Origin of the sequence: Mesorhizobium sp. M0208, from assembly GCF_040322015.1 — a bacterium.
Taxonomy (GTDB): domain Bacteria; phylum Pseudomonadota; class Alphaproteobacteria; order Rhizobiales; family Rhizobiaceae; genus Mesorhizobium.
The window spans coordinates 20,968-46,283 of sequence record NZ_JAMYSP010000039.1 but is presented as its reverse complement, the minus strand read 5'-3'; the positions used below and the strand labels follow the sequence as shown (position 1 = coordinate 46,283).

General features: G+C 62.4%; 26 protein-coding genes and 1 tRNA gene. 11 read left to right on the top strand and 16 right to left on the bottom strand.

The window, feature by feature from the left end:
* Positions 1-2: 2 nt before the first annotated feature.
* Positions 3-2,435: a bifunctional diguanylate cyclase/phosphodiesterase gene (locus NKJ17_RS27985; RefSeq protein WP_352691039.1), complete on the bottom strand. Its 2,433-nt coding sequence runs from the start codon at positions 2,433-2,435 to the stop codon at positions 3-5.
* Between the two features lie 292 nt (positions 2,436-2,727).
* On the opposite strand from NKJ17_RS27985, the gene ugpB reads away from it, so the two are divergent.
* The 4 genes from ugpB to ugpC all read left to right on the top strand — a co-directional run bounded on the left by ugpB (position 2,728) and on the right by ugpC (position 6,936).
* On the top strand, positions 2,728-4,038 hold the full coding sequence (gene ugpB, locus NKJ17_RS27980; RefSeq protein ID WP_352691037.1) for a sn-glycerol-3-phosphate ABC transporter substrate-binding protein UgpB: 1,311 nt from the start codon (positions 2,728-2,730) through the stop codon (positions 4,036-4,038).
* Between the two features lie 81 nt (positions 4,039-4,119).
* On the top strand, positions 4,120-5,004 hold the full coding sequence (ugpA, locus tag NKJ17_RS27975) for a sn-glycerol-3-phosphate ABC transporter permease UgpA (protein WP_352691050.1): 885 nt from the start codon (positions 4,120-4,122) through the stop codon (positions 5,002-5,004).
* Between the two features lie 8 nt (positions 5,005-5,012).
* On the top strand, positions 5,013-5,861 hold the full coding sequence (gene ugpE / locus NKJ17_RS27970) for a sn-glycerol-3-phosphate ABC transporter permease UgpE (RefSeq protein ID WP_254816666.1): 849 nt from the start codon (positions 5,013-5,015) through the stop codon (positions 5,859-5,861).
* Between the two features lie 7 nt (positions 5,862-5,868).
* Entirely contained in the window at positions 5,869-6,936 is a 1,068-nt protein-coding gene (gene ugpC, locus NKJ17_RS27965) for a sn-glycerol-3-phosphate ABC transporter ATP-binding protein UgpC (RefSeq protein ID WP_352691036.1), read from the top strand.
* A 22-nt stretch (positions 6,937-6,958) separates the two neighbouring features.
* Here ugpC and NKJ17_RS27960 read toward each other — a convergent pair whose 3' ends face one another.
* The 3 genes from NKJ17_RS27960 to NKJ17_RS27950 form a co-directional block, all read right to left on the bottom strand.
* Complete coding sequence (locus tag NKJ17_RS27960; RefSeq protein WP_352505106.1) at positions 6,959-8,041, bottom strand: ABC transporter ATP-binding protein; 1,083 nt, start codon at positions 8,039-8,041, stop codon at positions 6,959-6,961.
* Entirely contained in the window at positions 8,038-9,621 is a 1,584-nt protein-coding gene (locus NKJ17_RS27955; protein WP_352505107.1) for an ABC transporter permease, read from the bottom strand. The genes NKJ17_RS27960 and NKJ17_RS27955 overlap by 4 nt, the downstream gene beginning before the upstream one ends.
* A gap of 165 nt (positions 9,622-9,786) precedes the next feature.
* The gene (locus tag NKJ17_RS27950; protein ID WP_352505108.1) at positions 9,787-10,794 is read right to left on the bottom strand and encodes an iron ABC transporter substrate-binding protein; all 1,008 of its coding nucleotides are present in this window, start codon (positions 10,792-10,794) and stop codon (positions 9,787-9,789) included.
* Between the two features lie 201 nt (positions 10,795-10,995).
* On the opposite strand from NKJ17_RS27950, the gene NKJ17_RS27945 reads away from it, so the two are divergent.
* Together NKJ17_RS27945 and NKJ17_RS27940 are read left to right on the top strand one after the other, a co-directional pair.
* Positions 10,996-11,538: a sigma-70 family RNA polymerase sigma factor gene (locus NKJ17_RS27945; protein ID WP_352476289.1), complete on the top strand. Its 543-nt coding sequence runs from the start codon at positions 10,996-10,998 to the stop codon at positions 11,536-11,538.
* Between the two features lie 2 nt (positions 11,539-11,540).
* On the top strand, positions 11,541-12,179 hold the full coding sequence (locus tag NKJ17_RS27940) for an NrsF family protein (protein WP_352505109.1): 639 nt from the start codon (positions 11,541-11,543) through the stop codon (positions 12,177-12,179).
* Between the two features lie 9 nt (positions 12,180-12,188).
* Here NKJ17_RS27940 and NKJ17_RS27935 read toward each other — a convergent pair whose 3' ends face one another.
* From NKJ17_RS27935 to NKJ17_RS27905, 7 genes are all read right to left on the bottom strand, one after another.
* Positions 12,189-13,067, bottom strand: a complete 879-nt coding sequence (locus NKJ17_RS27935; RefSeq protein ID WP_352476291.1) for a 3-hydroxybutyryl-CoA dehydrogenase — start codon at positions 13,065-13,067, stop codon at positions 12,189-12,191.
* A gap of 114 nt (positions 13,068-13,181) precedes the next feature.
* Positions 13,182-14,111 carry an electron transfer flavoprotein subunit alpha/FixB family protein gene (locus NKJ17_RS27930; protein ID WP_352505111.1) on the bottom strand — a complete coding sequence of 310 codons (930 nt, stop codon included), beginning with the start codon at positions 14,109-14,111 and terminating at the stop codon, positions 13,182-13,184.
* An 18-nt stretch (positions 14,112-14,129) separates the two neighbouring features.
* Positions 14,130-14,879: an electron transfer flavoprotein subunit beta/FixA family protein gene (locus NKJ17_RS27925; RefSeq protein WP_352476294.1), complete on the bottom strand. Its 750-nt coding sequence runs from the start codon at positions 14,877-14,879 to the stop codon at positions 14,130-14,132.
* Positions 14,880-15,085: 206 nt separating this feature from the next.
* Positions 15,086-15,889, bottom strand: a complete 804-nt coding sequence (locus NKJ17_RS27920) for a rhomboid family intramembrane serine protease (protein ID WP_352691033.1) — start codon at positions 15,887-15,889, stop codon at positions 15,086-15,088.
* Between the two features lie 22 nt (positions 15,890-15,911).
* Entirely contained in the window at positions 15,912-16,493 is a 582-nt protein-coding gene (locus NKJ17_RS27915; RefSeq protein WP_254816675.1) for a cob(I)yrinic acid a,c-diamide adenosyltransferase, read from the bottom strand.
* A 25-nt stretch (positions 16,494-16,518) separates the two neighbouring features.
* Positions 16,519-16,710 carry a twin transmembrane helix small protein gene (locus tag NKJ17_RS27910; RefSeq protein ID WP_352505113.1) on the bottom strand — a complete coding sequence of 64 codons (192 nt, stop codon included), beginning with the start codon at positions 16,708-16,710 and terminating at the stop codon, positions 16,519-16,521.
* Between the two features lie 23 nt (positions 16,711-16,733).
* Complete coding sequence (locus NKJ17_RS27905; protein ID WP_352691031.1) at positions 16,734-17,600, bottom strand: SDR family oxidoreductase; 867 nt, start codon at positions 17,598-17,600, stop codon at positions 16,734-16,736.
* 57 nt (positions 17,601-17,657) lie between these two features.
* Between NKJ17_RS27905 and NKJ17_RS27900 the strand changes: the two genes are divergently transcribed.
* The gene (locus tag NKJ17_RS27900) at positions 17,658-18,509 is read left to right on the top strand and encodes a YihY/virulence factor BrkB family protein (RefSeq protein ID WP_254816677.1); all 852 of its coding nucleotides are present in this window, start codon (positions 17,658-17,660) and stop codon (positions 18,507-18,509) included.
* Between the two features lie 44 nt (positions 18,510-18,553).
* Here NKJ17_RS27900 and NKJ17_RS27895 read toward each other — a convergent pair whose 3' ends face one another.
* Both NKJ17_RS27895 and gluQRS read right to left on the bottom strand, forming a co-directional pair.
* On the bottom strand, positions 18,554-19,429 hold the full coding sequence (locus NKJ17_RS27895; protein WP_352691029.1) for a DMT family transporter: 876 nt from the start codon (positions 19,427-19,429) through the stop codon (positions 18,554-18,556).
* 149 nt (positions 19,430-19,578) lie between these two features.
* Positions 19,579-20,454, bottom strand: a complete 876-nt coding sequence (gene gluQRS / locus NKJ17_RS27890; protein WP_352691027.1) for a tRNA glutamyl-Q(34) synthetase GluQRS — start codon at positions 20,452-20,454, stop codon at positions 19,579-19,581.
* 122 nt (positions 20,455-20,576) lie between these two features.
* On the opposite strand from gluQRS, the gene NKJ17_RS27885 reads away from it, so the two are divergent.
* Positions 20,577-21,218: a DNA-3-methyladenine glycosylase family protein gene (locus tag NKJ17_RS27885; protein WP_254816680.1), complete on the top strand. Its 642-nt coding sequence runs from the start codon at positions 20,577-20,579 to the stop codon at positions 21,216-21,218.
* 129 nt (positions 21,219-21,347) lie between these two features.
* On the top strand, positions 21,348-21,905 hold the full coding sequence (locus NKJ17_RS27880) for an HNH endonuclease (RefSeq protein ID WP_254816681.1): 558 nt from the start codon (positions 21,348-21,350) through the stop codon (positions 21,903-21,905).
* Between the two features lie 145 nt (positions 21,906-22,050).
* On the opposite strand, the gene NKJ17_RS27875 is transcribed toward NKJ17_RS27880, so the two are convergent.
* Both NKJ17_RS27875 and NKJ17_RS27870 read right to left on the bottom strand, forming a co-directional pair.
* Complete coding sequence (locus tag NKJ17_RS27875; protein WP_352691025.1) at positions 22,051-22,569, bottom strand: disulfide bond formation protein B; 519 nt, start codon at positions 22,567-22,569, stop codon at positions 22,051-22,053.
* A gap of 19 nt (positions 22,570-22,588) precedes the next feature.
* Complete coding sequence (locus NKJ17_RS27870; RefSeq protein ID WP_023721063.1) at positions 22,589-23,176, bottom strand: YqaA family protein; 588 nt, start codon at positions 23,174-23,176, stop codon at positions 22,589-22,591.
* A gap of 274 nt (positions 23,177-23,450) precedes the next feature.
* Between NKJ17_RS27870 and NKJ17_RS27865 the strand changes: the two genes are divergently transcribed.
* Positions 23,451-23,535, top strand: a tRNA-Leu gene (locus NKJ17_RS27865).
* 377 nt (positions 23,536-23,912) lie between these two features.
* On the opposite strand, the gene NKJ17_RS27860 is transcribed toward NKJ17_RS27865, so the two are convergent.
* Positions 23,913-24,344, bottom strand: a complete 432-nt coding sequence (locus NKJ17_RS27860) for a winged helix-turn-helix transcriptional regulator (protein WP_352456668.1) — start codon at positions 24,342-24,344, stop codon at positions 23,913-23,915.
* 150 nt (positions 24,345-24,494) lie between these two features.
* On the opposite strand from NKJ17_RS27860, the gene NKJ17_RS27855 reads away from it, so the two are divergent.
* Positions 24,495-25,313 (top strand): antibiotic biosynthesis monooxygenase, encoded by an 819-nt coding sequence (locus NKJ17_RS27855; RefSeq protein WP_352691023.1) that lies wholly within the window; start codon positions 24,495-24,497, stop codon positions 25,311-25,313.
* Positions 25,314-25,316 lie beyond the last annotated feature (3 nt).

The window sequence follows — 25,316 nt, the reverse complement described above, 5'->3', positions numbered from 1 at the left end:
GCTCAGACCGTGCGCAGGCGCGGCTTGAGCACGGCAATGCTTGCGCCGCGTCGGCTGGCTGTGCGGATTGCCGGAGCAGCCACGCCCGTCAGTTCGCCGAACGTCTCGATCGGAGCCGGTTTGCCGAGGTAATAGCCTTGCCCGATCTCGCAAGCCTCGGCATCCAAGAACTGCAATTCACCCGGCGTCTCGATGCCCTCCGCAAGGACCGGTAGGCCGAGACCGCGTCCAAGCCCCAGCACGGCGCGGACGATCGCCGCGAACTGGGCGTTCTTGTCGACCGATTTGATGAACGACCCGTCGATCTTGATCTTGTCGAAGGGAAAGGCGCTAAGGTTGGACAGCGAAGAGTAGCCGGTGCCAAAATCGTCCATCGCTACATGCACGCCAAGCGCCTTGACCTGCCTCAAGGCCGCCAGCGCGCGGGGCATATCCTTCACCAGGGCTGTTTCGGTGATCTCCAGTTCCAGCCAGCCGGGTGCCAGGCCGGACCTCGCCAGTGCATCATGCACCTTGCGGCTGAAGTTCGGATTGTGAAGCTGCACGGCGGAGACGTTGACGGCGACCATCAGCGGATTTGTCCAGCGAGCAGCATCGTTACAAGCCGTCGTCAGCACCCAGTCGCCGATCTGGGCGATCGCGCCACTGTCCTCGGCCACGGGGATGAAAACAGCCGGAGAAATATCACCCCGCTCAGGGTGCTGCCACCGGACCAGGGCTTCGAAGCCGATCATCCTGCCGCCGCGGATTTCCTTCTGAGGCTGGTAGACGAGGTGGAACTCCTTGCGGGCGATGGCCTGGCGCAATTCATGCTCCATCACGCGCTTGTCGCGGGCCGCGGTGCCCATGGCTATCTCGAAAAACCGGTAAGTGTCCCTGCCTTCGGTTTTGGCGCGATGGAGTGCCGTGTCGGCATGGCTGATCAGGCCGGCCTGGTCTTCGGCATCCAGCGGAAAGAAGGCGATGCCGATGCTGGCCGAGACGAGGCCGGAGCCGACCGAAACCCTGTTTTCCTCGCGGATCGCCGCCAGCAAGTCCTCGGCTATCCGGCCTGCGGCCAAGGGGTCGGGGAGGTTCGGAGCTATGATGGCAAATTCGTCACCGCCGAGACGCGCGAGCATCTGTCCGTTGCGCGGGATGCCGGAGATGCAGTGCGCGAGCTTCTGCAGCATCGCGTCACCGGCGCTGTGGCCGTAGAGGTCGTTGACTTGCTTGAACCGGTCGAGGTCAAGCAGCAGGAGCGCCAGATATCCATCCTTGCCGCCACGATCCATCGAGGCGACTTCTGCTTCCAGCCGGGAAGAAAAGCTCCGCCGATTGGCAAGCCCGGTAAGCGGATCGAAATGCGCGAGGCGGAGAATCTCTTCTTCTGCCTTCTTGCGCTCACGGATGTCGCGAACGGCAAGCACCGTATGAGGCCTGCCGCAGTAGGTGATCTTCCTGGCGATCAGCTCGACAGGAATTCTCGCGCCGTCGCTGCCCCTTAATTTCGCTTCCTGCGCCTGTTCGCCGAAGCCGGACATAGCGGCTGCGCTCTGTCCGTCGAAAAGCTCGCCGAGTTGCATCGTGTTCAGGGTGGCTGTCGCTGTTCCGGTCAGCTTCGCCATACTGTCATTGGCGCTGACGATGCGGGTGCCATCGCAAACGATCAGACCTTCCACCGCCGCATTGGCGAGATCGTGCATGCGCTCGGCCTCGAGCTTCTGGTGGCGAAAGCGCAGATCGATCCACAGCGCGGCACCTGACAGCACAAGGATTACAAGGCTGGCGACCGCTGCGGCAAAGGCCTGGGAAATGGGCTCGATGGAATGTTCGGATATTTCAATCGAGGAATCCGGAATGATCGACACCGCGGCCATCGCGATGAAATGCAAGCTGCAAATGGCCAGCGTCAAAAGCGCGGCGCCGCCGAGAGTCGCGACTGCTGACGGGCGGCGCAAAACGACCAGGAGTGCCAGTGCCGCAAGGGTCACGCCGGCCAGAAGCGACATCGCGACAAGGAGCAGGTTCCATACGACCCGGCCTTCGACCTCGAAAGCCGCCATGCCGATGTAGTGCATCGTCGCGATGGCGCCGCCCAGAATGGCACCACCGACGAGGAAATGGTCGATGCCGCGGCGCAAGGTGGCGACCCACATCCCAAGCGCGGTCAGGATGACGGCGGCGGCAAGCGAAAAGGCGGATAATCCCGGATTGTATGCGTTCGGTATTCCCGGCGTAAACGCGGTCATGGCGATGAAATGCGTCGCCCATATGCCGAACCCGGTCGAGGCCGCGGCGATCATCAGCCAGACAAGCCGGTTTCGCTCGGTCGATCGGCCGACATGCTTAAGGAGATTAACTGCTGAGAAACAAGAAATTCCACAGACGAGTGCGGCGAGCGCAACCAGTCTCAGGTCGTGCTGATTTACGATACAATTATAGACCGTCAGCATCCTGGTTCACTCGGTCAAAACTAACAGGGGAGGTGTGACGGATTAGCTCTTGGAGATTTTAACGAATAGTTAACCCGTAGGCCATGAGGCGGGTCTTTTCGGGGGAAAACCGATGCCGCTGCGCCGAAAAGGCGGTGATGTCGTTTCTGACGCCCGGTTTCGGTAGCGAGTGCACTTTAGGAAGGAATGGTGTTCATTGATCGGCAACAAAACCGTTGTCCGATTGTCATCAGCGCCACATATTGGCTTTGCGGAGGTGCCCCTTTCGCCAATGACAAACGGGAGATGAAACATGAAGTTCTTCGGCTTTGCGGCCGGTATCGCCGCCACCGTGACCCTGCTTTCCACCACCTCCGCCTTCGCCGTCACGCAGATCAGCTGGTGGCACGCCATGACCGGCGCCAACGCCGAGGTCGTCGCCAAGATCTCCAAGGATTTCAACGCCAGCCAGAGCGAATATGAGCTCGTTCCGGTGTTCAAGGGCACCTATCCGGAGACGCTGAATGCCGGCATCGCTGCCTTTCGTGCCGGGCAAGCGCCCGATATCCTCCAGGTGTTCGACGTCGGCACCGGCGTGATGATGGCGGCCGAGGGTGCGATAAAGCCGGTGGCCGATGTGATGACCGGCGCCGGGATGACTTTCGACAAGAGCCAGTATCTGCCCGGCATCGTCGGCTATTATTCCAAGCCGGACGGCACCATGCTGTCCTTCCCCTACAACTCCTCCTCGCCGATCCTCTACTACAACAAGGACATCTTCCAGAAGGCAGGCCTCGACGTGAACAATCCGCCCAAGACCTGGAACGAGGTTTGGGAAGCCGCCAAGAAGATCAAAACGAGCGGCGCCGCCTCTTGCGGCTATACCTCGACCTGGCTGACCTGGATCCATCTGGAGAATTTCGCGGCGTGGAATGACGTGCCTTGGGCGACCCAGCAGAATGGCCTGGCCGGCGGCGACGTCGAACTCAAGATCAATGCGCCGATTTTCGTCAACCACTTCCAGGCGCTCGCCGACCTGGCCAAGGACGGCACGTTCAAATATGGCGGACGCACCTCCGAAGCCAAGCAGATATTCCTCGCCGGCGAATGCGGCATCTTCACCGAATCGTCGGGCGGCCTCGGCGATATCGTCAAGTCCGGCATGAATTATGGCATCGGCCAGCTTCCCTACGACAGTGACGCCAAGGGTGCCCCGCAGAACACAACGCCGGGCGGTGCCAGCCTATGGGTGTTCGGCAACAAGTCGGACGAGGAATACAAGGGCGTTGCCGCCTTCTTTGCCTATCTGTCCAAGACTGATGTGCAGGAATACCTGCACCAGAAGTCGGGATACCTGCCTGTGACGCTCGCCGCGTACGAGGCGACCAAGAAATCAGGCTTCTATGAAAAGAACCCCGGCCGCGAGACACCCATCCTGCAGATGATCGGCAAGCCGCCGACCGACAATTCGAAGGGCGTGCGCCTGCCGAATCTGCCGCAGGTGCGCGATATCCAGAACGAGGAGCTGGAGAAGATGCTGGCCGGCCAGCAAACCGCCCAGCAGGCCCTCGACAATGCGGTCGCGCGCGGCGACGCCGCAATCAAGGAAGCCCTGGACAACTAACGAGATCGTCTCGGTCAGTCGGTTGGAATATCGCCCACGCGCGCGCGTGTGGGCGATGCCTGGATAGCGAGGGAAATCAGCCTGTCTCCACGCGTCGTCTTTCCCAACAATATCCTGCCCTACCTGCTGGTGGCGCCACAGCTCGCCATAACCCTGGTTTTCTTCTACTGGCCGGCCGGTCAGGCGCTTTACCAGTCGATGCTCAGGCAAGACCCGTTCGGGCTGAAGAGCAGGTTCGTCTGGTTTGCCAATTTCCGGAAGGTGCTGGCCGATCCGGCCTATCTCAACTCGATCAAGGTCACGGTGGTGTTCTCGCTTGCGACCGCGATCGTTGCCATGGTTGCGGCCCTGCTGCTCGCGGTTATGGCCGAGAAGGCCATGCGCGGCAAAGGCCTCTACCGCACACTGTTGATATGGCCTTATGCCGTGGCGCCGGCGATTGCCGGCATGCTGTGGCTGTTTCTGTTCAACCCTTCGATAGGCTCGTTGGCCTATTTGCTGAGAAGCCTCGGCATCGCATGGGACCCACTGCTCAACGGCACCCACGCCATGATCCTGCTGGTGTCGGCGGCTGCCTGGAAGCAGATCAGCTACAATTTCCTGTTCTTCGTCGCCGGCCTGCAGGCGGTGCCGAAAACGCTGATCGAAGCGGCGGCCATGGACGGCGCCGGCGAAACCAAGCGCTTCTGGACCATCGTCTTCCCGCTGCTTGCGCCGACAACCTTTTTCCTGCTGGTCGTCAACACCGTCTATGCCCTGTTCGACACGTTCGGCATCGTTCATGCCGTCACCGGCGGCGGGCCGGGCAAGACGACCGAGACGCTGGTCTACAAGGTCTACAATGACGGCTTTGTCAATCTGATCCTGGGCGACTCGGCGGCGCAGTCGGTCATTTTGATGGCTATCGTCATCGCGCTCACAGCGATCCAGTTCCGCTATGTGGAACGCAAAGTCCACTACGGCTGAGGGCAGCGATGATCGGCCAGTCCCCGCTCCGCACCTTCATCGCCCATGCCGTGCTCATCCTCGGCATATTGATCGTGGCTTTTCCGATCTACTACACCTTCGTTGCCTCGACGCACACGCTGCAAACGATCCTCAGGCCGCCGCTGCCGCTCTTGCCGGGCGGCCAGCTATGGAACAACTACAGTGAGGCGCTGTTCGGCGGCATCGGCCGTATCGGCGGGGTCAGCGTCGGCAGGCTGCTCCTCAACACCACGATCATGGCGCTCGGCGTTGCGGTCGGAAAGATCTTCATCTCGATCCTGTCGGCCTACGCGATCGTGTTCTTTCGCTTTCCGCTGCGCATGACCTTCTTCTGGCTGATCTTCATCACCTTGATGCTTCCAGTCGAGGTGCGCATCCTGCCGACCTACAAGGTGATGGTCGATCTCGGCATGATCGACACCTATGCCGGCCTGATCGTCCCGCTGATCGCCTCAGCCACCGCAACGCTGCTGTTTCGCCAGTTCTTCATGACCATACCGGGCGAATTGGTCGAGGCGGCGCGTGTCGACGGTGCCGGGCCATGGCGCTTCTTCTTCGATATCCTCCTGCCGCTGTCGCGGACAAACATCGCCGCGCTGTTCGTGATCCTCTTTATCTATGGCTGGACGCAGTATCTTTGGCCGCTGCTCGTCACCAACAGCAACGACATGAACACCATCGTCATCGCGCTGAGAAAGATGGTTTCGTTCGCCGACGCCGACACCCAATGGCACCTCGTGATGGTCACGGCAATGCTGGCCATCGTGCCACCGATCCTCGTCGTGGTGATGATGCAACGCTGGTTCGTGCGCGGCCTGGTCGAATCCGAAAAGTGAGACTCTGATGGCGACCGTCGATCTGAAGGACGTGAAGAAGGTCTATCCCAGCGGCGTCGAAGCCGTGAAGGGCGTCTCCATCGCCATTCCCGACAAGGAGCTTTGCGTGCTGGTCGGGCCGTCAGGTTGCGGTAAGTCCACGCTGCTGAGGATGATCGCCGGGTTGGAGACCATTTCGGCCGGTACAGTCGCCATCGACGGCAAGGTGGTCAACGCCATCGGCCCGACCGAGCGCGACATCGCCATGGTGTTCCAGAATTACGCGCTCTACCCACATATGAAGGTCTATGACAACATGGCCTATGGCCTGCGCAACCGCGGCACGCCGAAGGACGAGATCGATAGCAGGGTACGCTCGACGGCCAAGGTGCTGGAGCTTTCGGCGCTGCTCGACCGGCGCCCGCGCGAGCTTTCAGGCGGTCAGCGCCAGCGCGTCGCCATGGGTCGCGCCATCGTGCGCAACCCGAAGGTCTTCCTGTTCGACGAACCACTGTCCAACCTCGATGCGAAATTGCGCGGGCAGATGCGCATCGAGATCAAGAATCTGCAGCGCTCGCTTGGCGTCACCTCGGTTTATGTCACGCACGACCAGCTTGAGGCGATGACGCTGGCCGACATCCTCGTCGTCATGAACGCCGGACTGGTCGAGCAGACCGGCGCTCCGCTTGATGTGTACGAGAAACCGGCTTCGACCTTCGTCGCTTCGTTCATAGGCGCACCGCCGATGAATCTGCTGGCGCTCACAGGGGCCTCCCCAAGCTCGGTATTGGCCGACGGTACGGTGATTGGCTTGGCGCCTCGACAGGGCAAGGTGGTGACACTAGGCTTTCGTCCGGAGGACGCCGATATCACCTTCGCGGCAGAGGCGCCGGCCGGCGCGCTCGCGCTGCCTGCGACAGTGGAAGCGGTCGAACCGGTCGGTGCCGAAAGCTTTCTCCATTGCGTGGCAGCCGGCAGCCGCATCGTGGTGCGCGTCTCAGGCCGCGCCAACGCCAAGCCAGGTGACCGATTGCGCGTCGTGGCCAGGTCCGAAACGCTGCATTGGTTCGATCAGGCGGGCAAACGGGTCGATTGAAATCGGCCTTGCGCAAAACCGTTCAGGCAAACACATGCGCCTTGCCCGACACGGTCAGCCGCACGATCTCGCCGACCGCCGGCGCGTCCATGCCCGGCTTGCGCAGGATCAATGGCGTGTTGCCGATGGCGGCCGCGTCGGGCGGATCGGGACTGTTCAAGAGACGCACGGCGATGGTGCACATCGAGCCGGCGAACTCGGATTCCGTGACCTCGCCGAACAGCATGTCCGGCGTGCCCGACATGCCTTCACGCGAGGTTCGTTTCAGCAGCACCTGCTCGGGCCGCAGCATGATGCGGGCAATGTCGCGCCGCTCGGTGCTGTCGACGGCGATGCGGCCGAGCGGCGAGGTAGCGAAGCCATCGGCGATCCTGGCCGGCAAGACGATGGCGTCGCCGAGGAACTCGGCGATCATCCTGTCCTTCGGCCTGAAATAGAGCTCGCGCGGCGTGCCGATCTGCGAGAATTTGCCGTCGCGCATCACCGCGACCTGGCTGGCGAATGACAGCGCCTCGGCCTGATCATGGGTGACCAGGATGGTGGTGATGCCGGCGGTTTCAAGGAGCTCGGCCACGGCCTTGCGCATCGAGGCGCGCAGGCCGGTGTCGAGCGCCGAGAACGGCTCGTCGAGCAGCATCAGCCGCGGCTTCATGGCCATGGCGCGGGCGAGCGCGACGCGCTGCTGCTGGCCGCCGGAGAGTTCGTGCGGACGGCGCTTCAGGATACCTTTGTCCAGCCCGACGACATAGGCGAGCTCGGCGATGCGCTCGCTGCGCTTTTCCTCGTGACGCCCCATGCCGAAGCCGATATTGGCGGCGATGCTCAGATGCGGGAACAGAGCGCCGTCCTGCGCCACCAGCCCGATGCCGCGGCGATGCGCCGGCACGGCCGTGTCGCCATCGGCCAGCATCTCGCCATCGAGCACGATGCGGCCCTGGTCCGGCGCCTCGAAGCCGGCGATCAGCCGCAGCAACGTGGTCTTGCCGCAACCGGATGGCCCGACAATTGCCGTACGGCTGCCGCTGGCCACGCTGAGGTCGACGCCGGCAAGTGCTGCGACGGGGCCGTAGTGCTTGTGGATGCCGCTCAGCTCGAGAAAGCTCATCGCCCGGCCATCCGCTTCGACTGGACGTAGAGCAGCCAGGTCAAAGGCAGCGACATCGCCACCATGATCAGGGCATAAGGCGCCGCCGACGCATAGTCGATCTCGCCGCTATAGGACCAGAACGCCATGGCCAGCGTGCGGGTGCCGTTGGGCGCCAGCATTTGGGTTGCGGTCAATTCGTTCATGATACCAAGGGCAACCAACGCCATGCCGGCTGCGGCGCCCGGCGCCGACAGGCGGATGGTCGTCGACCACAGCGCCTTGAGCGGCGACCGGCCGAGGCTGGAGGCGGCGCGTTCGAGCTCGACTGGCGCCTGTGCTATCGACGCCCTGAGGCTAATCAGGGCGCGCGGCAGGAACATCAGCGCATAGGCGACCAGGATGGTGAACAGGGTCTGGTAGAGCGGCATGGCGACACGCACGGCGATGGTGACCAGCGCCAGGGCGATGACAACGCCGGGCAACGCGCCGACGATATAGTTGCAGCCCTCCAGGACGCGTTGCAGCCGCCCCGGTGCGCGGATCGAAATCCACGCCATCGGCATTGCCGCGACGGTGGCGAGCAGCGCCCCGGCAATCGCCAGGAACAGCGTTTGGCCAAGCGCCAGGCCGATCTCGTCGAGCCGCCAGACATCGGCGCCGCCGGCCATGAGCCAGCGGCCGATGGTGGCGAACGGCACGCCGAGCGCCAGTAGCGTGGTAATGGCAGGCAGCAGCAGGCAAGGAATGGTGGCGCGCCCAAGGCTCGTGCGCTGCTGCTGGCGCGCGGCACCCGAACCGACGCGGGCATAGCGCTCTTCGCCGCGCACCAGCACCTCCAGCCCGAGCAGCACAAGGCAGCAGGTCACCAGCACGCCGGCCAGCATGTTGGCGGCGGGACCGTTGAAGGTCGACTGAAACTGGTCGACGATCGCGGTGGTGAAGGTGTCGAAGCGGATGAAGACATAGAGCCCGTATTCGGCCAGGAGGTGCAGGCCGACCAGCAGCGAGCCGCCGCAAATGGCGAGTCGGAGCTGCGGCAGCACGACACGCCGAAACACGCGCCATGGGCCAAGCCCGAGGGCCGCTGCTGCATCTTCGAGAGCGGGATCGAGCCGGCGCAAAGCTGCCGCTATCGGCAGATAGAGGAACGGGAAATAAGCGATGACGGATACAAGCACGCCGGCCCACAGGCCGTGCAGTCTGGGCGCCATGGTGATCCAGGCGTAACTGTGGACGAAGGCGGGAATGGCGAGCGGCGCCACCGACAACCAGGCCCATAGGCGGGCCCCCGGCAGATCGCTGCGCTCGGTGAGCCAGGCCAGCGCCACCGACAGCACGATCGAAATCGGCACGGTCAGCACCACCAGCAGACTGGTGTTGACCAGAAGTTCGCCGACGCGCGGCCTGAACACCAGCGCCACCACTGTTTCCCAGCCAGTCTGCACCGCCACCCAGACGATGAAGGCAAGTGGCAGCAGCGCGAAAAGCGAGACAAAGACGGCAGCCAGCGCAATCCATGAGACCGACCAACGACGTGCCCGCACGGCCGTGGTATCGGCTGGCAAGCCTGAAGGTGCGAGATCGATCGCCGACTGCATCAGATCAGACGTTGTGCCGTTTCCGCCCGAAGGCGGAAACAATCGTCGGCGAATGCGGCGAGCAGCTTGTGGTCATGGACAAATGCCATCTTGAAAACAGAGCGCTCCCGCGGAAAGCGAATTCCACAGGAGCGCAGTCGGTTGCCCTTTTAGGACGAACGCCGGCTAAAGCAAGCCGGCCGCCGTCATCAGGTCGGTCACCTTCTTCGAGTTCAGCGTCGTCGGGTCGACTTTCGGCGCCTGCAGATCGGCTAGCGGCACCAGCTTCGGATTGGACTCGGCGCCCTTGCCGACTGCGTATTCGAACGAATCGCCTGTCTTCAGTACGTCCTGGCCGCCCTTGCCGGTGACCCATTTCAGGAAAGCCTGCGCTTCCTTCGGGTGCTTGCTCGACGCCAGCACGCCACCGCCGGAAACCGAGACGAAAGCGCCGGGATCCTGGTGCTTGAAATAGTGCAGCTCGACGTTCTTGCTGTTCTCGCCGGTCTTGGCCTGATCGCCGTAATAGTAATAGTGATAGATCACGCCGCCTTCGACCTCGCCGGCATTGACCGCCTTCATCACCGTGCTGTTGCCCTTATAGGCGGTAAAATTCTCCTTCATCGCCTTTAGCCATTCGGCCGTCGCTGCCTCACCCTTGAGCTGCAGAAACGCGCTGACGATCGCCTGGAAATCGGCGCCGGAGGGCGAAGCGGCCCAACGGCCCTTCCAGCTCGGATCGGCGAGATCGAGAAGCGATTTGGGCAGCTGGTCGGCGGCCAGCTTGGTCTTGTTGTAGGCAAAGACCGTGCTGCGCGCCGCGACGCCGACCCATTTGCCGCTCGCCGGCTGGTACTCCTGCGGAACCTGGGCCAGCGTCTCGGTGTCGACCGGTGCGAACAGGCCGGCCGCCTCGACTAATGCCATGGCCGGCGAATTCTCCGTCAGGAATACATCGGCGGGCGAAGCGGTGCCTTCCGCAACGATCTGATTGGAGAAATCGCTGTCGCCGCCATTGCGGACGGTAACCTTGATGCCGGTTTCCTTGGTGAATCCCTCCGCCCAGGCCTTGGTCAGGTTTTCGTGCTGGGCGTTGTAGACGACGATGCCCTCGTCCTCTGCTATTGCCGGGCCGGCGATCAGGCTGATTGCAAGTGCTGTCGCACCGGCAAGGGCGGAAAGAGCGTATTTCATGGCGTCGTCCTCGATTTCGATGGTCGTTGGCTTGGCACGCTGCACCTACCAATACATGACTAGCGCAGTCAACATTGCTGGCCCACTCAATTGCTCAAAAGGGCAAACTTTCGTGATGCTCAGCTAATTTGCCTTGGACATTATTTCGCCGGCCCCGTAACAAATCAGCGCCGAGACGCGAATATCGGGGAGTGAACTCTTGTGAGCGGCAAGGACGAAGCCGAGCTTTCACGGCTGCTGCGGGCCGCGATCGCTGGAGACGAAAGGGCCTATGCCGACTTTCTGCACCGGATCGCCGCGCTCGTTCGTGGCTTTGCCCGGCGCAAGATCGTGCAGGGTGGGGTGGATCCCGAGGATGTCGTGCAGGAAACCTTGCTGGCCATTCATGTGAAACGACACACCTGGCGCCATAATGCGCCGGTGCTGCCTTGGGTCTATGCAATAGCCCGCTTCAAGCTGATCGACGCATTCCGGCGGCGCGGCCGGCGGATCGAGGTCGAGATCGACGAAATCGCCGAGACCTTTGCCGAGCCGGAATCGGAGACGGTGAGCGAGCGCGACGTCAACCGGGCGCTCGACAGCCTGTCGCCGGCACAGCGTTCCGTCGTCTCGGCCGTATCGGTCGAAGGCCGTTCGATCGGCGAGACGGCGGCCAAATTCGGCATCAGCGAGACGGCGGTGCGGGTGTCACTGCACCGCGGGCTTGCCGCCATTGCCAAACGGTTCGGGGCGGGGCGGGAATAAAAATGAGGACTGAAGATCTCATCAAGGCGCTCGACGCCGATGCCCGCAGCAAGGCGCTGCCGCTGGGCGCCGCCTGGTGGCTTGCCGCCGGTTCGGCCATGGTGATCGCGGCGGCGATTTTCTGGCTGACGATCGGCCCGCGCCCCGACATTGCGATCGCCATGCACACGATGCGGTTCCTGTCCAAATTCGTCTTCACGATCGCTCTTTCGGTCAGCGCCTTTGCCCTGGTGCATGCGCTGTCGACGCCCGGTGCATCGACCCGCCGAGCGGCAAGCTGGATGATCGCCGCCCCGCTGCTGGTGATTGTGGCCGTGATTCTCGAACTCTTCGCCGTGCCTGCGTCCGACTGGGGCACACGCCTGGTCGGCACGAACCTGGTCATCTGCCTGACCTTCATTCCGTTGATCGGGATCGGCCCGCTTGCCGTCTTTCTCGCGGTCCTGCGCCATGGCGCGCCGACAAGGCCGGTGCTTGCCGGTGCGGCCGCGGGCCTGCTTGCCGGCGGGCTGGCGGCGACCTTCTATGCGGCGCATTGCTTCGACGATTCGCCGCTTTTCGTCGCCACCTGGTACACGATTGCGGTCGCCATCCTTGCCGTGCTCGGGGCGCTCGGCGGACGACTTTTTGTGCGCTGGTAGCGATAAGAATCAGCGTGTCGGAACGGGATGCTCGCCGCGATAGTCGTAAAAGCCGCGCCCGGTCTTGCGTCCGAGCCAGCCGGCCTCGACATATTTGACCAGCAGCGGGCAGGGGCGGTATTTCGAATCCGACAGTCCGTCATGCAGCACCTGCATGATCGACAGGCAGGTATCGAGCCCGATGAAATCGGCAAGCTGCAGCGGCCCCATCGGATGGTTGGCGCCGAGCTTCATGGCGGTATCGATGGCGTCGACCGAGCCGACACCTTCATAGAGCGTGTAGATCGCCTCGTTGATCATCGGCAGCAGGATGCGGTTGACGATGAAGGCCGGGAAATCCTCCGAGACGGTGATCGTCTTGTCGAGCTGCTTCACATAGGTTTTTGCCGCCTCGAAGGTCTGGTCCTCGGTGGCGATGCCGCGCACCAGTTCGACCAGCTTCATCACCGGAACCGGATTCATGAAATGTATGCCGATGAAGCGTTCCGGCCGGTCGGTCTGCGAAGCCAGCCGTGTGATCGAGATCGATGATGTGTTCGTCGCCAGGATGGCCTCGGGGTTGAGCTGCGGGCAGAGCTGGGCATAAATCTTGCGCTTGACCGTCTCGTCCTCGGTCGCCGCTTCGATCACCAGATCGGCGCCCGCAAGGTCGGCCATGGCCGGCGCCGCCGAAATGCGCGCCATCGCTTCATTGCGCAGCGTTTCCTCGAGCTTGCCGGAGCCGACCTGACGGGCCATGTTGCCGCTGATCGTAGCGATGCCCTTTTCGATGCGGTCGGGCGAAATATCGTAAACCAGCACCTTATAGCCCGCCAGCGCCGACACATGGGCGATGCCGCCGCCCATCTGGCCCGCGCCGATGATGCCGATCGTCTCGATCTTGCTCATTACCCGATCCCGTCGAGGCCTTTGCGGCCCGTTTTTTGTGCAGTGCAAACTAAAAGGGCGGGGCGACTTCGTCTACCCCACCCCTCAGAATTTAATACGCTTTGGCAGAAGGCGTCAAAGCGCCTTTTGCAGTTCCGGCAGAATGACGAAAAGATCGCCGACGAGACCGTAGTCGGCGACCTGGAAGATCGGCGCCTCCTCGTCCTTGTTGATGGCAACGATCACCTTCGAATCCTTCATGCCAGCAAGGTGCTGGATGGCACCGGAGATGCCGACGGCAATATAAAGGTCGGGCGCTACCACCTTGCCGGTCTGGCCCACCTGCCAGTCGTTCGGCGCATAGCCGGCATCGACGGCGGCGCGAGATGCGCCAACCGCCGCACCGAGCTTGTCGGCGACCGGCAGGATGACCTCCTGGAACTTCTCGGAGGAGCCCAGCGCACGGCCACCCGAGATGATGATCTTGGCCGAGGTCAGCTCTGGACGGTCGGTCTCGGAGAGCTTGTTCTCGACAAAACTCGACAGGCCGGGATTGGCCGCCGCCTGAACCGTCTCGACCGGCGCGGAACCACCCTCGGGTGCTGCCTGGAAGGAAGCGGTGCGCACCGTGATAACCTTCTTAGCGTCACTCGACTGCACCGTCTGGATGGCGTTGCCGGCATAGATCGGCCGCTTGAAGGTGTCGGGCGACACGACTTCGATGATTTCCGATATCTGGGCGACATCGAGCAGCGCCGCCACGCGGGGCGCGACGTTCTTGCCCGACGAGGTCGCCGGCGCGATGATCGTCTCGTATGGCTCAGCAAGCGAAACGACTAGTGCCGCCAGCGGTTCGGCGAGACGCTCGGTCAGTTCGTCAGCGTCGGCGAGCAGCACCTTGGTAACGCCCTTGAGCTTGGCGGCTGCGTCCGCTGCCGGCTTGGCATCTTTGCCGGCAACTAGCACATGCACGTCCGAACCGATCTGCAGCGCCGCCGAAAGCGCCTTGGCGGTCTGGTCGGAAAGCGCAGCGTTGTCGTGTTCGGCAATCAGAAGAATTGTCATTTTTTATCCCTTCCTGGCCTACAGCACGCCGGCTTCGTTCTTCAGCTTGTCGACCAGTTCGGCGACGCTCTTGACCTTGACGCCCGCCTTGCGGCCGCCCGGCTCCTCGGTTTTGATCACCTTCAGCCGCGGCTTGACGTCGGCGCCGTAGTCGGCAGGGCTCTTCTCGTCGAGCGGCTTCTTCTTGGCCTTCATGATATTGGGCAGCGACGCGTAGCGTGGCTGGTTCAGGCGCAAATCGGCGGTGACGATTGCCGGCATCTTCAGTTCCAGCGTCTGCAGGCCGCCATCGACTTCGCGCGTCACCGTGGCCTTTTCACCGTCGAGCACGATCTTGGAGGCGAAGGTGCCCTGCGCCCAGCCGAGAAGTGCGGCCAGCATCTGGCCGGTTTGGTTGGAATCGTCGTCGATCGCCTGCTTGCCGAGAATGACAAGGCCGGGCTGTTCTGCCTCGACGACGCCCTTCAGCACCTTGGCGACGCCCAGCGGCTCAGTCTGCTCGTCGGTCTTGACCAGGATGGCGCGGTCGGCGCCCATGGCGAGCGCCGTGCGCAAGGTCTCCTGTGCCTGCTGCGGCCCGATCGACACGACGATGATCTCTTCGGCCTTACCAGCTTCCTTCAGCCGGATCGCCTCTTCCACCGCGATCTCGTCGAACGGGTTCATCGCCATCTTGACGTTGGCGAGTTCCACCGCCGAACCGTCCGCTTTCACCCGGACCTTGACGTTCGCATCCACAACCCGCTTCACGGGCACAAGGATCTTCATTTGCCTGTCACCTCTTTCACGATAGTCTCTCACGCGCGTCGGACGCGCTATAGCAGCGTGCACCTCTTCAGAGTTGTCGAAAGCCGACATTCCGGACGGAATTCTGGTCTTCGCCACGCCAGTAGGGTGGCGCTTGCGTAGTTGCGGCGACGCCGCGCGTCAATATCCGGGCGCACTCGGATCCTCGGCGAAGCACTCAAATCAGTTCAGTCCGGACCGGAAACGCTTCCCCGGCCCCAGCGCGGCGCCTGCTGCGCAGGTTGTGGTTCGCTTGGCGCCGGCTCTACGGCAACGGGCACATGGCCGGCGACCACCACAGTCTCTTCATCCGCAGCGGCGAGCAGCGGCACGCCGCGGCTGCGCAAGACAAGCACCAGCACGGCTCCGGCGATGATGCCGCCGATATGGCAGGCCCAGGAAACCTGATCCTCGCCTCCTTGGGCAAACATGAAGATCTGGAACAGGATCCACAGGATGAGCGGGATGAAAGCCGGGATACGCAACGGGATGCGGGCGAAGGCCAGCACCCACACCTTCACGCGCGGATAAAGGATCAGATAGGCAGCGACGACACCGGCGATGGCGCCCGACGCGCCGATCAGCGGCACTTGCGAATCCCAGGCCACCAGACCCTGGAAGAAAGCGCCGGCAATGGCGCAAAGCAGGTAGAAGATGAGGTAGCGGATGTGGCCGAGTGCATCCTCGACATTGTCGCCGAATACCCACAAGAAAAGCATGTTGCCGCCGAGGTGGAAGATATCCGCGTGCAGGAAGGAATAAGTCAGGTAGCTCAGGCTCTCGGGAATGACGACGAATTGCGGATCGAGCTCGACGCTGTCATGCACGACCGACGGGATGAAGCCGAGGCCCAGCACCGCGGCGTTGGAGAAGTCCTCACCGCCAAGCGTGGTGACAAGGTAGATCAACACATTGAGCGCGATCAGGCCGATGGTCACATATTGCAGCTTGATGTGCCGCAGCCTGTTGGTGTCGTAAAGCGGGATGAACATCGGGTCCCCAACTCGGCGGATTTCAGCGGTTCTTGCCAGGAACCCATAGCACGTCGGCGTTTCCGTTGTCATTGACCGCGCGCGCGGCAACGAACAGGAAGTCCGAGACGCGGTTGATGTACCTTATTGCCTCGCGGTTGACGGGCTCGTTTGGGTCTTGCGACAGCGCCACCATGATGCGCTCGGCGCGGCGCGCGACCGTGCGGGCGAGGTGAAGGGCGGCGGCGGCCGGCGTGCCGCCATTGAGCACGAAGGATTTGAGCGGCTGCAGATTTTTGTTGAGGAGGTCGATGTCCTGTTCGACGCGGTCGGTCTGCGAGGCTACGATGCGCAGCGGCTCGTAGTCCAGCGGCTTGCCATTATCGGGGACTGCCAGATCGGCGCCGAGATCGAAAAGATCGTTCTGGATGCGGCCGAGCATCGCATCGATCGCCGGATTTACTGCCGCTGTATGGATGCGGGCCATGCCGATGCAGGCATTGGCCTCGTCGACCGTGCCGTAGGCGTCGATCCGAAGGTCGGATTTCAGCCGCCGCTCGCCGGAGCCGAGACCGGTGGTGCCGTCGTCGCCAGTGCGGGTGTAGATCTTGTTGAGCTTGACCACGGGGTACCTCCCGACTGGTGCTGCGTCACTTACGGGTGAAATACACCGCCAGCATGATCAGCACCAAGGCCACGAACTGCAGGAGCACGCGCGTCTGCATCAGCTTGTTGGAGGTCATGCTGGAGCCGCCGCGCATCATGTTGATGAGGCCGCGCATCAGCACGATCACCACTGCGACCATGACAAGAACGGCGAGGATGTTGAAGACGGTTGCCATGGTGTGTTCCAGTTGGATTGCGTTCAGGCGCGTTTGGCGAGCAGACGGTAGAGTGCAGATGCCGGCAGGATGCGTTTAAGGATCGCGCCGATCCTGGCCGGCACTGTTACCACATAATGCGGGCGCGGGCGCCGCGACAGAAGCGCATGGTGCAAGGCGGCATAAACCACCTCCGGCCCGGGCTTCAGCCGCGATGTGCTGCCGCCGGCCCGCAGCCGTTTGAGTTGCGCCGCATAGGCGAGGCGATGAACGGAATTCTCGTGATCGATATTCGCCAGGAACCACGCGAGGCTGTTGCTGGCGATCTTCGATTTTACCGGCCCCGGCTCGATCAGCGAAACATGGATGCCGCTACCCCGGAGTTCTTGATAGAGGGACAGCATCAGCCCTTCGATAGCGTGCTTCGATGCCGAGTAGGCGCCGCGAAAAGGCACCGGCGCGAGGCCGAGGATCGATGAGCAATGAACGAGACGACCATGGCCCTGGCGGCGCATCACCGGTACGACGCGGCGAGTGAGATCATGCCAGCCAAAGACATTGGCCTCGAACTGCTGCCGCAAAGCCTCGACCGGCAGGTCCTCGACGGCGCCGGGCTGTCCGTAGGCGCCGTTGTTGAAGAGCGCATCGAGCCGGCCGCCGGTCCGTTCCAGCACCGACGTCACCAGCGCCTCGATCGATCCGGGCTCGGTATAGTCCAGATAGAAGGCCTCAATGCCGTCGGCCTCGAGCGCGGCGATATCCTCGGGCTTTCGGGCCGTTGCGAACACCCGCCAGCCTTCCTTCTTAAGAGCATGGGCGCAATAGGCGCCTATACCGGAAGAGGCACCTGTGACAATGATGGTGCGCAACTCTTTTCCGGGAGGAATGGTGGTTTGACCTAGGGTTGTCATTTACTGCAAACCCTTCCCATATTCGCGGCGTCCGGACAATCGAAGGGAACGCGGTTCTTGTTGCGGAAGATCGTAGCCCTTAAACGCGTCCTCTATGACGCGCTCGGCCATTTCAACACCGACGACGGCTGGGCAATGGCCAGCCATCTGGCGATCACCGCGCTGATGGCGCTTTTTCCTTTCCTGATCTTCGCTACGACGCTGGCGAGTTTTTTCGGCGCGCAGGCTTTCGCCGACACCGCCGTGCACCTTGTGTTCGACACATGGCCCGAGCAGATCGCCAAACCAATCGCGCGCGAAGTGCTCAACGTGCTTACCGTTAGGCGCAGCGACCTGTTGACGTACGGTATCGTGCTTGCCGGATACTTCGCCTCGAACGGCATCGAGGCGCTGCGGACTTCGCTCAACCGTGCCTATCGTGTCTCGGAAACGCGGGGCATCATCTACCGGCGGGTGCAGAGTATCATCTTCGTGCTGATCGCGACGGCGGGGTTTTTGGCGATCAGCGTGCTGCTGGTCTTCGCGCCATTGCTGGCCCGGCTGGCCGAGTCGCATTTCGAATGGATAAAACCCTATATGGGCACGATCACGCTGTGGCGTTACGTCATCGCCTCGGTCGTCATCATCGGCGGCCTGTTCGCCGTGCATTTCTGGTTGCCGGCCGGCAAGCGCCGCTTCGTCTCCATCGTGCCGGGCATCATCTTCACGCTGATCGGCTGGCTTATCGGATCGACCATCTTCGCCGCCTATCTCGATCATTTCTCGTCCTATGTGACGACCTATGCCGGCCTCGCCTCGATTATGATCGCCGTCGTATTCCTCTATATCGTCTCGGCGATTTTCATCCTCGGTGGCGAGCTCAACGCTGCGATCAGCCGCTATTTAGAGGCGCGTGCGAGAGTCGGCTGAGTTAAGCATGATCTTTTCCGAAAACCGGTTCCCACTTTTTGGGATCATGCTTTTGGCGGCTGAGCGGTCGCCAGCCCGACGCCGAGCGTCGCGATCGCCATGCCGGCGATCTGGAGCGGGCTCAATTGCTCACCGAACAACGCCCAGGCGATAACCGCGGTGACGGCCGGCACGAGGTAAAACAGCGAGGCGACCTTCGATATCTCGCCGTCGCGGATCATCACCATCAACAGGAAGATGGCGCCGATCGATAGCACCAGCACGAGCCAGGCCATGGCGAAAATCAGTTCGCCGTTGACGATGACCGTTCGGGTCTCGAAGGCGAGCGAGGCCAAGACCATCACCGATGCGCCGCCGACATATTGCCAGAACGTGGCAGCCACCAGATCACCGCCGGAGGCGAAGCGCTTCTGCCAGATCGTGCCGGCGCTCATGCCGAGCACGGAGACCAGCGAGGCGCCCAATGTTTCGGCCGTCACCCCGCCGCCGAGCGCGCCGAGCTTCGGCCAGAGCACGATCACCACGCCGATCAACCCGAGGCCGAGACCGGCCCAGTGGCGCGGCAGGATGGCCTCGCCCAGAAGCCGACCGGCGAGCACTGCCGTGATCAGCGGCTGCAGGCCGACGATCAAGGCTGAAAGCCCAGCGGGCATGCCCCGGTGGATGGCCCAGAACACGCCGCCGAGATAGACCCCATGCATCAGGATGCCGGCGCCGGTCGCGTGCAGCGCCTCGTCGCGGGTGGCGCGGCTCGAACCAAGTGCGGCCATCAAAGCGACAAGCAGGATTGCGGCCAGGACAAAGCGCGCGGCCAGGAAAGTAAAGGGCTCCGCCCACGGCATGGCATAGCGCGCGCCGATGAAGCCGGTCGCCCACAGGACGACGAAAGAGGCGGGGATGAACCGCTTGAGGCTGTGCATTTTCAGGAGGCCGCGGTGAATTCGGGTGAGGGATCGACTGCGGCGACTGCTTAATGCCGTTCGGGCCGGCAAGCAAAACCAAACGGTTGATCCATAGAGTCATTTGAATTGAAGGAGCGCCATTGATGGCCGTCAGCTCGCCGGTCTAGCTAGAGACCGACCAGCCGCCTAACATCGTCGGGCGAGGCGCCCGCCGCACGCTGGGCGGCAAGGCTGGTATCGCCAAGACTCTTCGAGAGTTTTCGTCCGTCCGGGCCGAGGATCAGGCGATGGTGAAAATAGGCCGGCTGCGGCAGGCCAAGCAGCTGCTGAAGCAGCCGCTGCACGCTGGTCGCGGAATAAAGATCCTGGCCGCGCACGACATGGCTGACGCCCTGCAGCGCGTCATCCACGGTGACGGCGAGGTGATAGCTGGTCGGGATTTCGCGGCGCGCCACGACCACATCGCCCCACTCCTGCGGATGGGCTTCGACACGACGCGCGGCGGAGAGCGTCTCGTCCGTGTATTCGGCCCATGACAGGTCCTTGCCGGCGCGCTCTATTGCCGCATCGATGTTCAACCGCCAGGCAAATGGCACATTTTCAGCGATGCGCCGTTTGCGTTCGCTCGGCGGCAGCGCCTTGTCGGCGGCGGGATAGAGCGGCACGCCGTCCGGGTCGCGCGGCCAGTCGCGGCCGCGCTTTTCGCTGTCGGCGATGAAGGCGCGGATCTCACTTCTGCTCATGAAGGCCGGATAGACAAGCTCCGCTTCGATCAGCCGCTCGAGCATCGCCCGATATTCGGCAAAATGCTCGGACTGGCGGCGCACCGGCTCCTCCCAGCCAAGCCCCAGCCATTTCAGATCGCGAAAAATGCCTGCCTCGAATTCCGGCGTGCAGCGCGTCGTGTCGATGTCCTCGATGCGCAGCAGCAAGCGTCCGCCCACCGCCTTTGCCAATTTCTGATTGAGCAGCGCCGAATAGGCATGGCCGAGATGCAGTTCGCCGTTCGGGCTCGGCGCGAAGCGGAATGTCAGCAGTGTCATTGTCCGGCGGGCAATCGGGTTGTGCGGCGCTTTCGCCAATTGCTACTTTGCGCCGGCAGCGTCGTGCGTCCAGAGGGACACGTGACGAACGTGCGGCACTTTTGATTTTGGAATAAGCAGACATGCAACGCATCGCCAGCCTCGACGACATTGCGCAAGGGCTGGATAGGCTATGCTTGCTCGACCCACGCCTGGAAAAAGTGCGCGGCATGGCCGGCGAGGTGCCGCTCAGGCTGTCGGAGCCGGGGTTCAGGAGCCTTGCTTCCATCGTCGTTTCGCAACAAGTGTCCCGCGCGAGCGCCGATGCCATCTTCGGCCGCCTGACGGAACTGCTCGATCCGCTGACGCCGCAGGCGATCCTTGCCGCCGATGAGGCGATCTTTCGCAACGCGGGACTATCGCGGCCCAAGCAGCGCGGACTGATTGCCGTCGCCCAGGCGGTGGCCGACGGGCTCGACCTCGATCACCTCTGCCGGCTCGATGCAAGCGAGGCTATCGCGGCCATGACCAGGGTGCCGGGCATCGGCCCGTGGACGGCTGAAGTCTACCTTTTGTTTGCCGCCGGACACCCGGACATCTTTCCGGCGCGCGACGTTGCATTGCAGAGCGCGGTCGGCCATGCGCTCGGCATCGACCCGCGTCCGCCGGAGAAAATGCTGATCCGGCTTGCCGAATCATGGAGCCCGTGGCGCGGTGTCGCATCGCGGCTTTTCTGGGCTTATTATCGCGAATTGAAGGGCAGGGATGCCGCGCCTCCGGCCTGAATCCGCAAAAAAGCATTGAAATCATGCGTTTTTGAGACCCGGCATGATCGACAATCCGCTTCACATCCCTGTCATGTCGGGCTTACAGTATCCGCGTCGACCGGTTCTAGGGTGAAGGAGGTCAACGACGTGACGGTTGCCGTATCTCCGGATGGGCTTCCAGCGCTGGTGCTGAATGCGGATTACCGTCCGCTCAGCTATTATCCCCTGTCGCTCTGGTCCTGGCAGGATGCCATCAAGGCGGTGTTCCTCGAGAGGGTGAACATCGTCGCCGAATACGAACACGCCGTCTCTTCGCCGACCTTTTCGATGAAGCTGCCGAGCGTCGTCAGCCTGAAGGCTTACGTGAAGCCGTCGAGGCATCCGGCGTTTACCCGTTTCAACGTCTTCCTGCGCGACCGTTTCCAGTGCCAATATTGCGGCACACCGGACGATCTGACGTTCGACCATGTCATTCCGCGCCATCGCGGCGGCGCCACGACCTGGGAGAATGTCGTCGCTGCCTGTTCCCCCTGCAATCTGAGGAAGGGCGGCATGATGCCGGCCCACGCCAAGATGTGGCCGCTGCAGAAGCCCTACCAGCCGACGGTGCATGATTTGCATAATAACGGCCGGCTGTTCCCGCCCAACCATCTGCACCAAAGCTGGATGGATTATCTGTACTGGGATGTCGAACTCGAACCATAGAGTTCGGCAGAGATCCGCCATGCCGGTCGCCTGACGCAGCTTTCTGCGCTTCCGGCCTTCGCCGGCCGAAGCATTCATGAGCGGTCGTGGCGTGGTAGTGCACTCCGGCCTGACGAATTTCTGAACGAATTCTGCGTTGTGCCACTCAGTCGCGGGCAAAGGCGCCGCGGAACGCGACGGCGGCGAGGACAAAGCTGGCGATGGCATTCCAGCCCGCCAGCGACAGGCCGAGGATGCGAACCGCCGCCTTGTCGCAGGAAGGCGGGACGAATTTGTCGAGCGCGTCGAGCACGCCCTTGCCGCCGGTGTCCACCGGCCCGGCGGCTGCGCTGCAATCGGTCGGGCCCGGCCACCACCCCCATTCGACGCCGGAGTGATAAACGCCGAGATAGACGCCGTAGAGCATCAGCAGGCCGCCAATGGCTAGCAGGCCACGGCTTACCCAGGCTGGCGCCCGAAGCGCCGACGCAAGCACCGCCAGCAGCATCAAGGGCACGCCGACGTAGTAAGGCGTGCGCTGCTCGAGGCAGAGCTTGCAGGGGATGTAGCCGCCGAGATACTGGAAGGCCAGCGCCGAGCCGACCGTGGCGGTCATGGCGACGGCGAGAAACAGGGCGGTGCGCAGCCGCTGGCGTCCGGTATCGGCATTCACGGTCGCTGTCATCGGGCTCAGTCCGTTCGGTTCAGACGGCGTATTTGACGACGATATAGAGCAAAATCAGGGCAGCGGCGCCGGCGCCCGCAATCTGGCCAAGGCGCTTTTCGATGAAGTGGCGGATCGGCTCGCCATAGCGGCGCAACAGCCACGCGAGAAACAGGAAGCGAGCACCGCGCGCCACGATTGCCAGCACGATGAACAGCAGCAAAGGAACACCGATGACGCCCGACAGGATCGTCACAACCTTGATCGGCGGCAGATGGGCGAGGCCGGAGGTGACCAGCATCAGGATGATGAAGCCGACACCCGATGAGACGCGCATCGCCTCGAACTCGTCATATTTGCCATAAAATTCGAGGATCGGCCGCGCCACCGCATCATAGGCATAATGGCCGATGAACCAGCCGGCGATGCCGCCCAGCACCGAGGCGACGGTGGCGACCAGCGCGTAACGATAGGCGCGATCCGGCCGCGACAGCGCCATCGGCAGATAGAGGACGTCGGCCGGCACCAGGAACACCGAGCTCTCGACGAAGGCGATGAAGGCCAGCCACCATTCGGCGGATTTGCTCGCCGCCAGCGACAAGGTCCAGTCGTAAAGTCCGCGAAGCATCGGCACTCCTAATGCACGCCCAAACCAGAAGTGGTCTTGGGATCACGACATGTACAAACAAGACTTGGAAGCGCCCCGCATCAACCTCGTCGGACAAGGTGCGCTTCAATGACATGCGCCGCCTGTCTAGAAAGATTTTCCGCGCTGCACAATGGCAGCTGCTTCACGAAATCGAAAGGCTGAGGCTTGAGCGAGCCCAGATGTCGGGATTTGGCCAGTTGACGAACAGGCCTCCAACCGTATAGTCCGCGCCCATCCAGGCCGCCCGGCCTGAGCCCCTATGGCGGAATTGGTAGACGCGCTCGACTCAAAATCGAGTTCCGCAAGGAGTGCTGGTTCGATCCCGGCTAGGGGCACCACTTTTTAAATTCCGACGCGGCTTCTTATTAAACCTAATGGCGTGGGTGGGATCGTCCGCGACGCCCTCGACGGCCACCGAATGGTTGCGTCTTGCCTGTTGCCGCAAGCTGCCCAAGCTTCCGCTGAACGGTGCGCGGACCAGCCCCAAGCGCAATCTGGCGTTCCTCACCGCACGCGATCAGGCGTGCCGCGGTCCCGCAAAAAGACGTTGCCGCAAAGTCGATCGCTGCCCGACAGACATGTTTCCTCCCGCGAACTACCCACCAGACCCGGCCCACAGATGCAACCTCGGGAGGTGAGATATGCGGTAACATTATGGCACGATGCGAAACAGCTTCGTCTTGGATCGTGCTGCGGGCCGGAGCCGCCGCCGTGCCTAGCGCAGGGCCGCCACGACGTCGGCGAAGTCGGCCCGCTTGCCATTGCCGGCGCGACGCAATTGCACCTCGACCGGCTTGCCGTCGGATTGGTCGCAGTAGACGATGGGTCCGGGCCGCACCCATTTGTCGCCCCACTCGGTCAGCGCGATAATGACCGTTTTGAATTCCAGCCCCTTCCGGGTCAGGACATAGTCGGCCTGCTCGCCGGCGGCACCCGGGCGACGGTCCATCAGGCCGGCCTCGACGAAATCCTCGAGGCGCTTGGCCAGGATGTTGGTGGCGATCCCCAGGCTCTTCTGGAATTGCGAAAAGCGCGTGCAGCCGCCGAATATCGCGTCGCGCAGGATCAACAGGCTCCAGCGCTCGCCGACCAGTTCCAGGGCGCGTGAGGCCGAGCAGTTTTGTTTTTCATAGAGACGACCAAGCATGGAGTGAACATACCCTATTGACTTGCATCATGCAAGTATGCATTGTGCTTGCATGATGCAAGCGACAGAGGTCGAGAGAGCGTCGCTCCACTTCATCGCCCGAGATTTCGGGTGTCCATCAACCAATCAGATCCAGACAGGAGATATGTCATGAAAAAGGAAGAAGATTACACGACGTCATTTGTCGTCGAGCAAAGCCCGGAAGAGGTTTTTGCCGCGGTTATCAATCCGCGCGCCTGGTGGTCGGAAGACATCGATGGCGATACCAACAAGCTAGGTGCGATATTCTACTATCATTTCAAGGATATCCACCGCGGCACATTCAAGGTCACGGAGCTCGTGCCTGGCAAGAAGGTCGTCTGGCACGTCGTCCAGAACTACTTCAACTTCGTCAAGGATGCGACCGAGTGGACCGGCACGGACGTGGTCTTCGAGATCGCGCCGACTGATAAGGGGACCGAACTGCGTTTCACCCATGTCGGGCTGAAGCCGAGTGAAGAATGCTACGATGTCTGCCATGACTCGTGGCGCTTCTATGTCGCGAGTCTTCGCGACCTGATTTCGACGGGCAAGGGGCAACCCAACAAGGGCGAAGAGAACGCCAACCCAACGGTTGTGCCGCAAAACGAGGACCTCGGCGCCGTCGAGCGCAAGGCGGCAGGCGATGGCGCCGAGATGATCGTCATGACGACGGCAGCGGCGAAGCCCGGCATCGAAAGCAAGGTGCGGAATGCCCTGCGCGACGTAGCGGGGGCGGCCCGCAAGCAAAGCGGGTGCATCGACTATAGCGTCTTTTGCTCGGAGGCAGAGCCCAACGTTACCATCTGCGTCGAGCGCTGGGCATCGAAGCAGGAGCGCGACGCTTTTCTACGCTCGGCGGACGCGAAGAATTTCGTTTCGGCCATCACCGGCGCCTTCCTGGAGCGGCCTTCGCCGATCTCCTACACGACATTGGAAGTCGGGTCCTAGTTG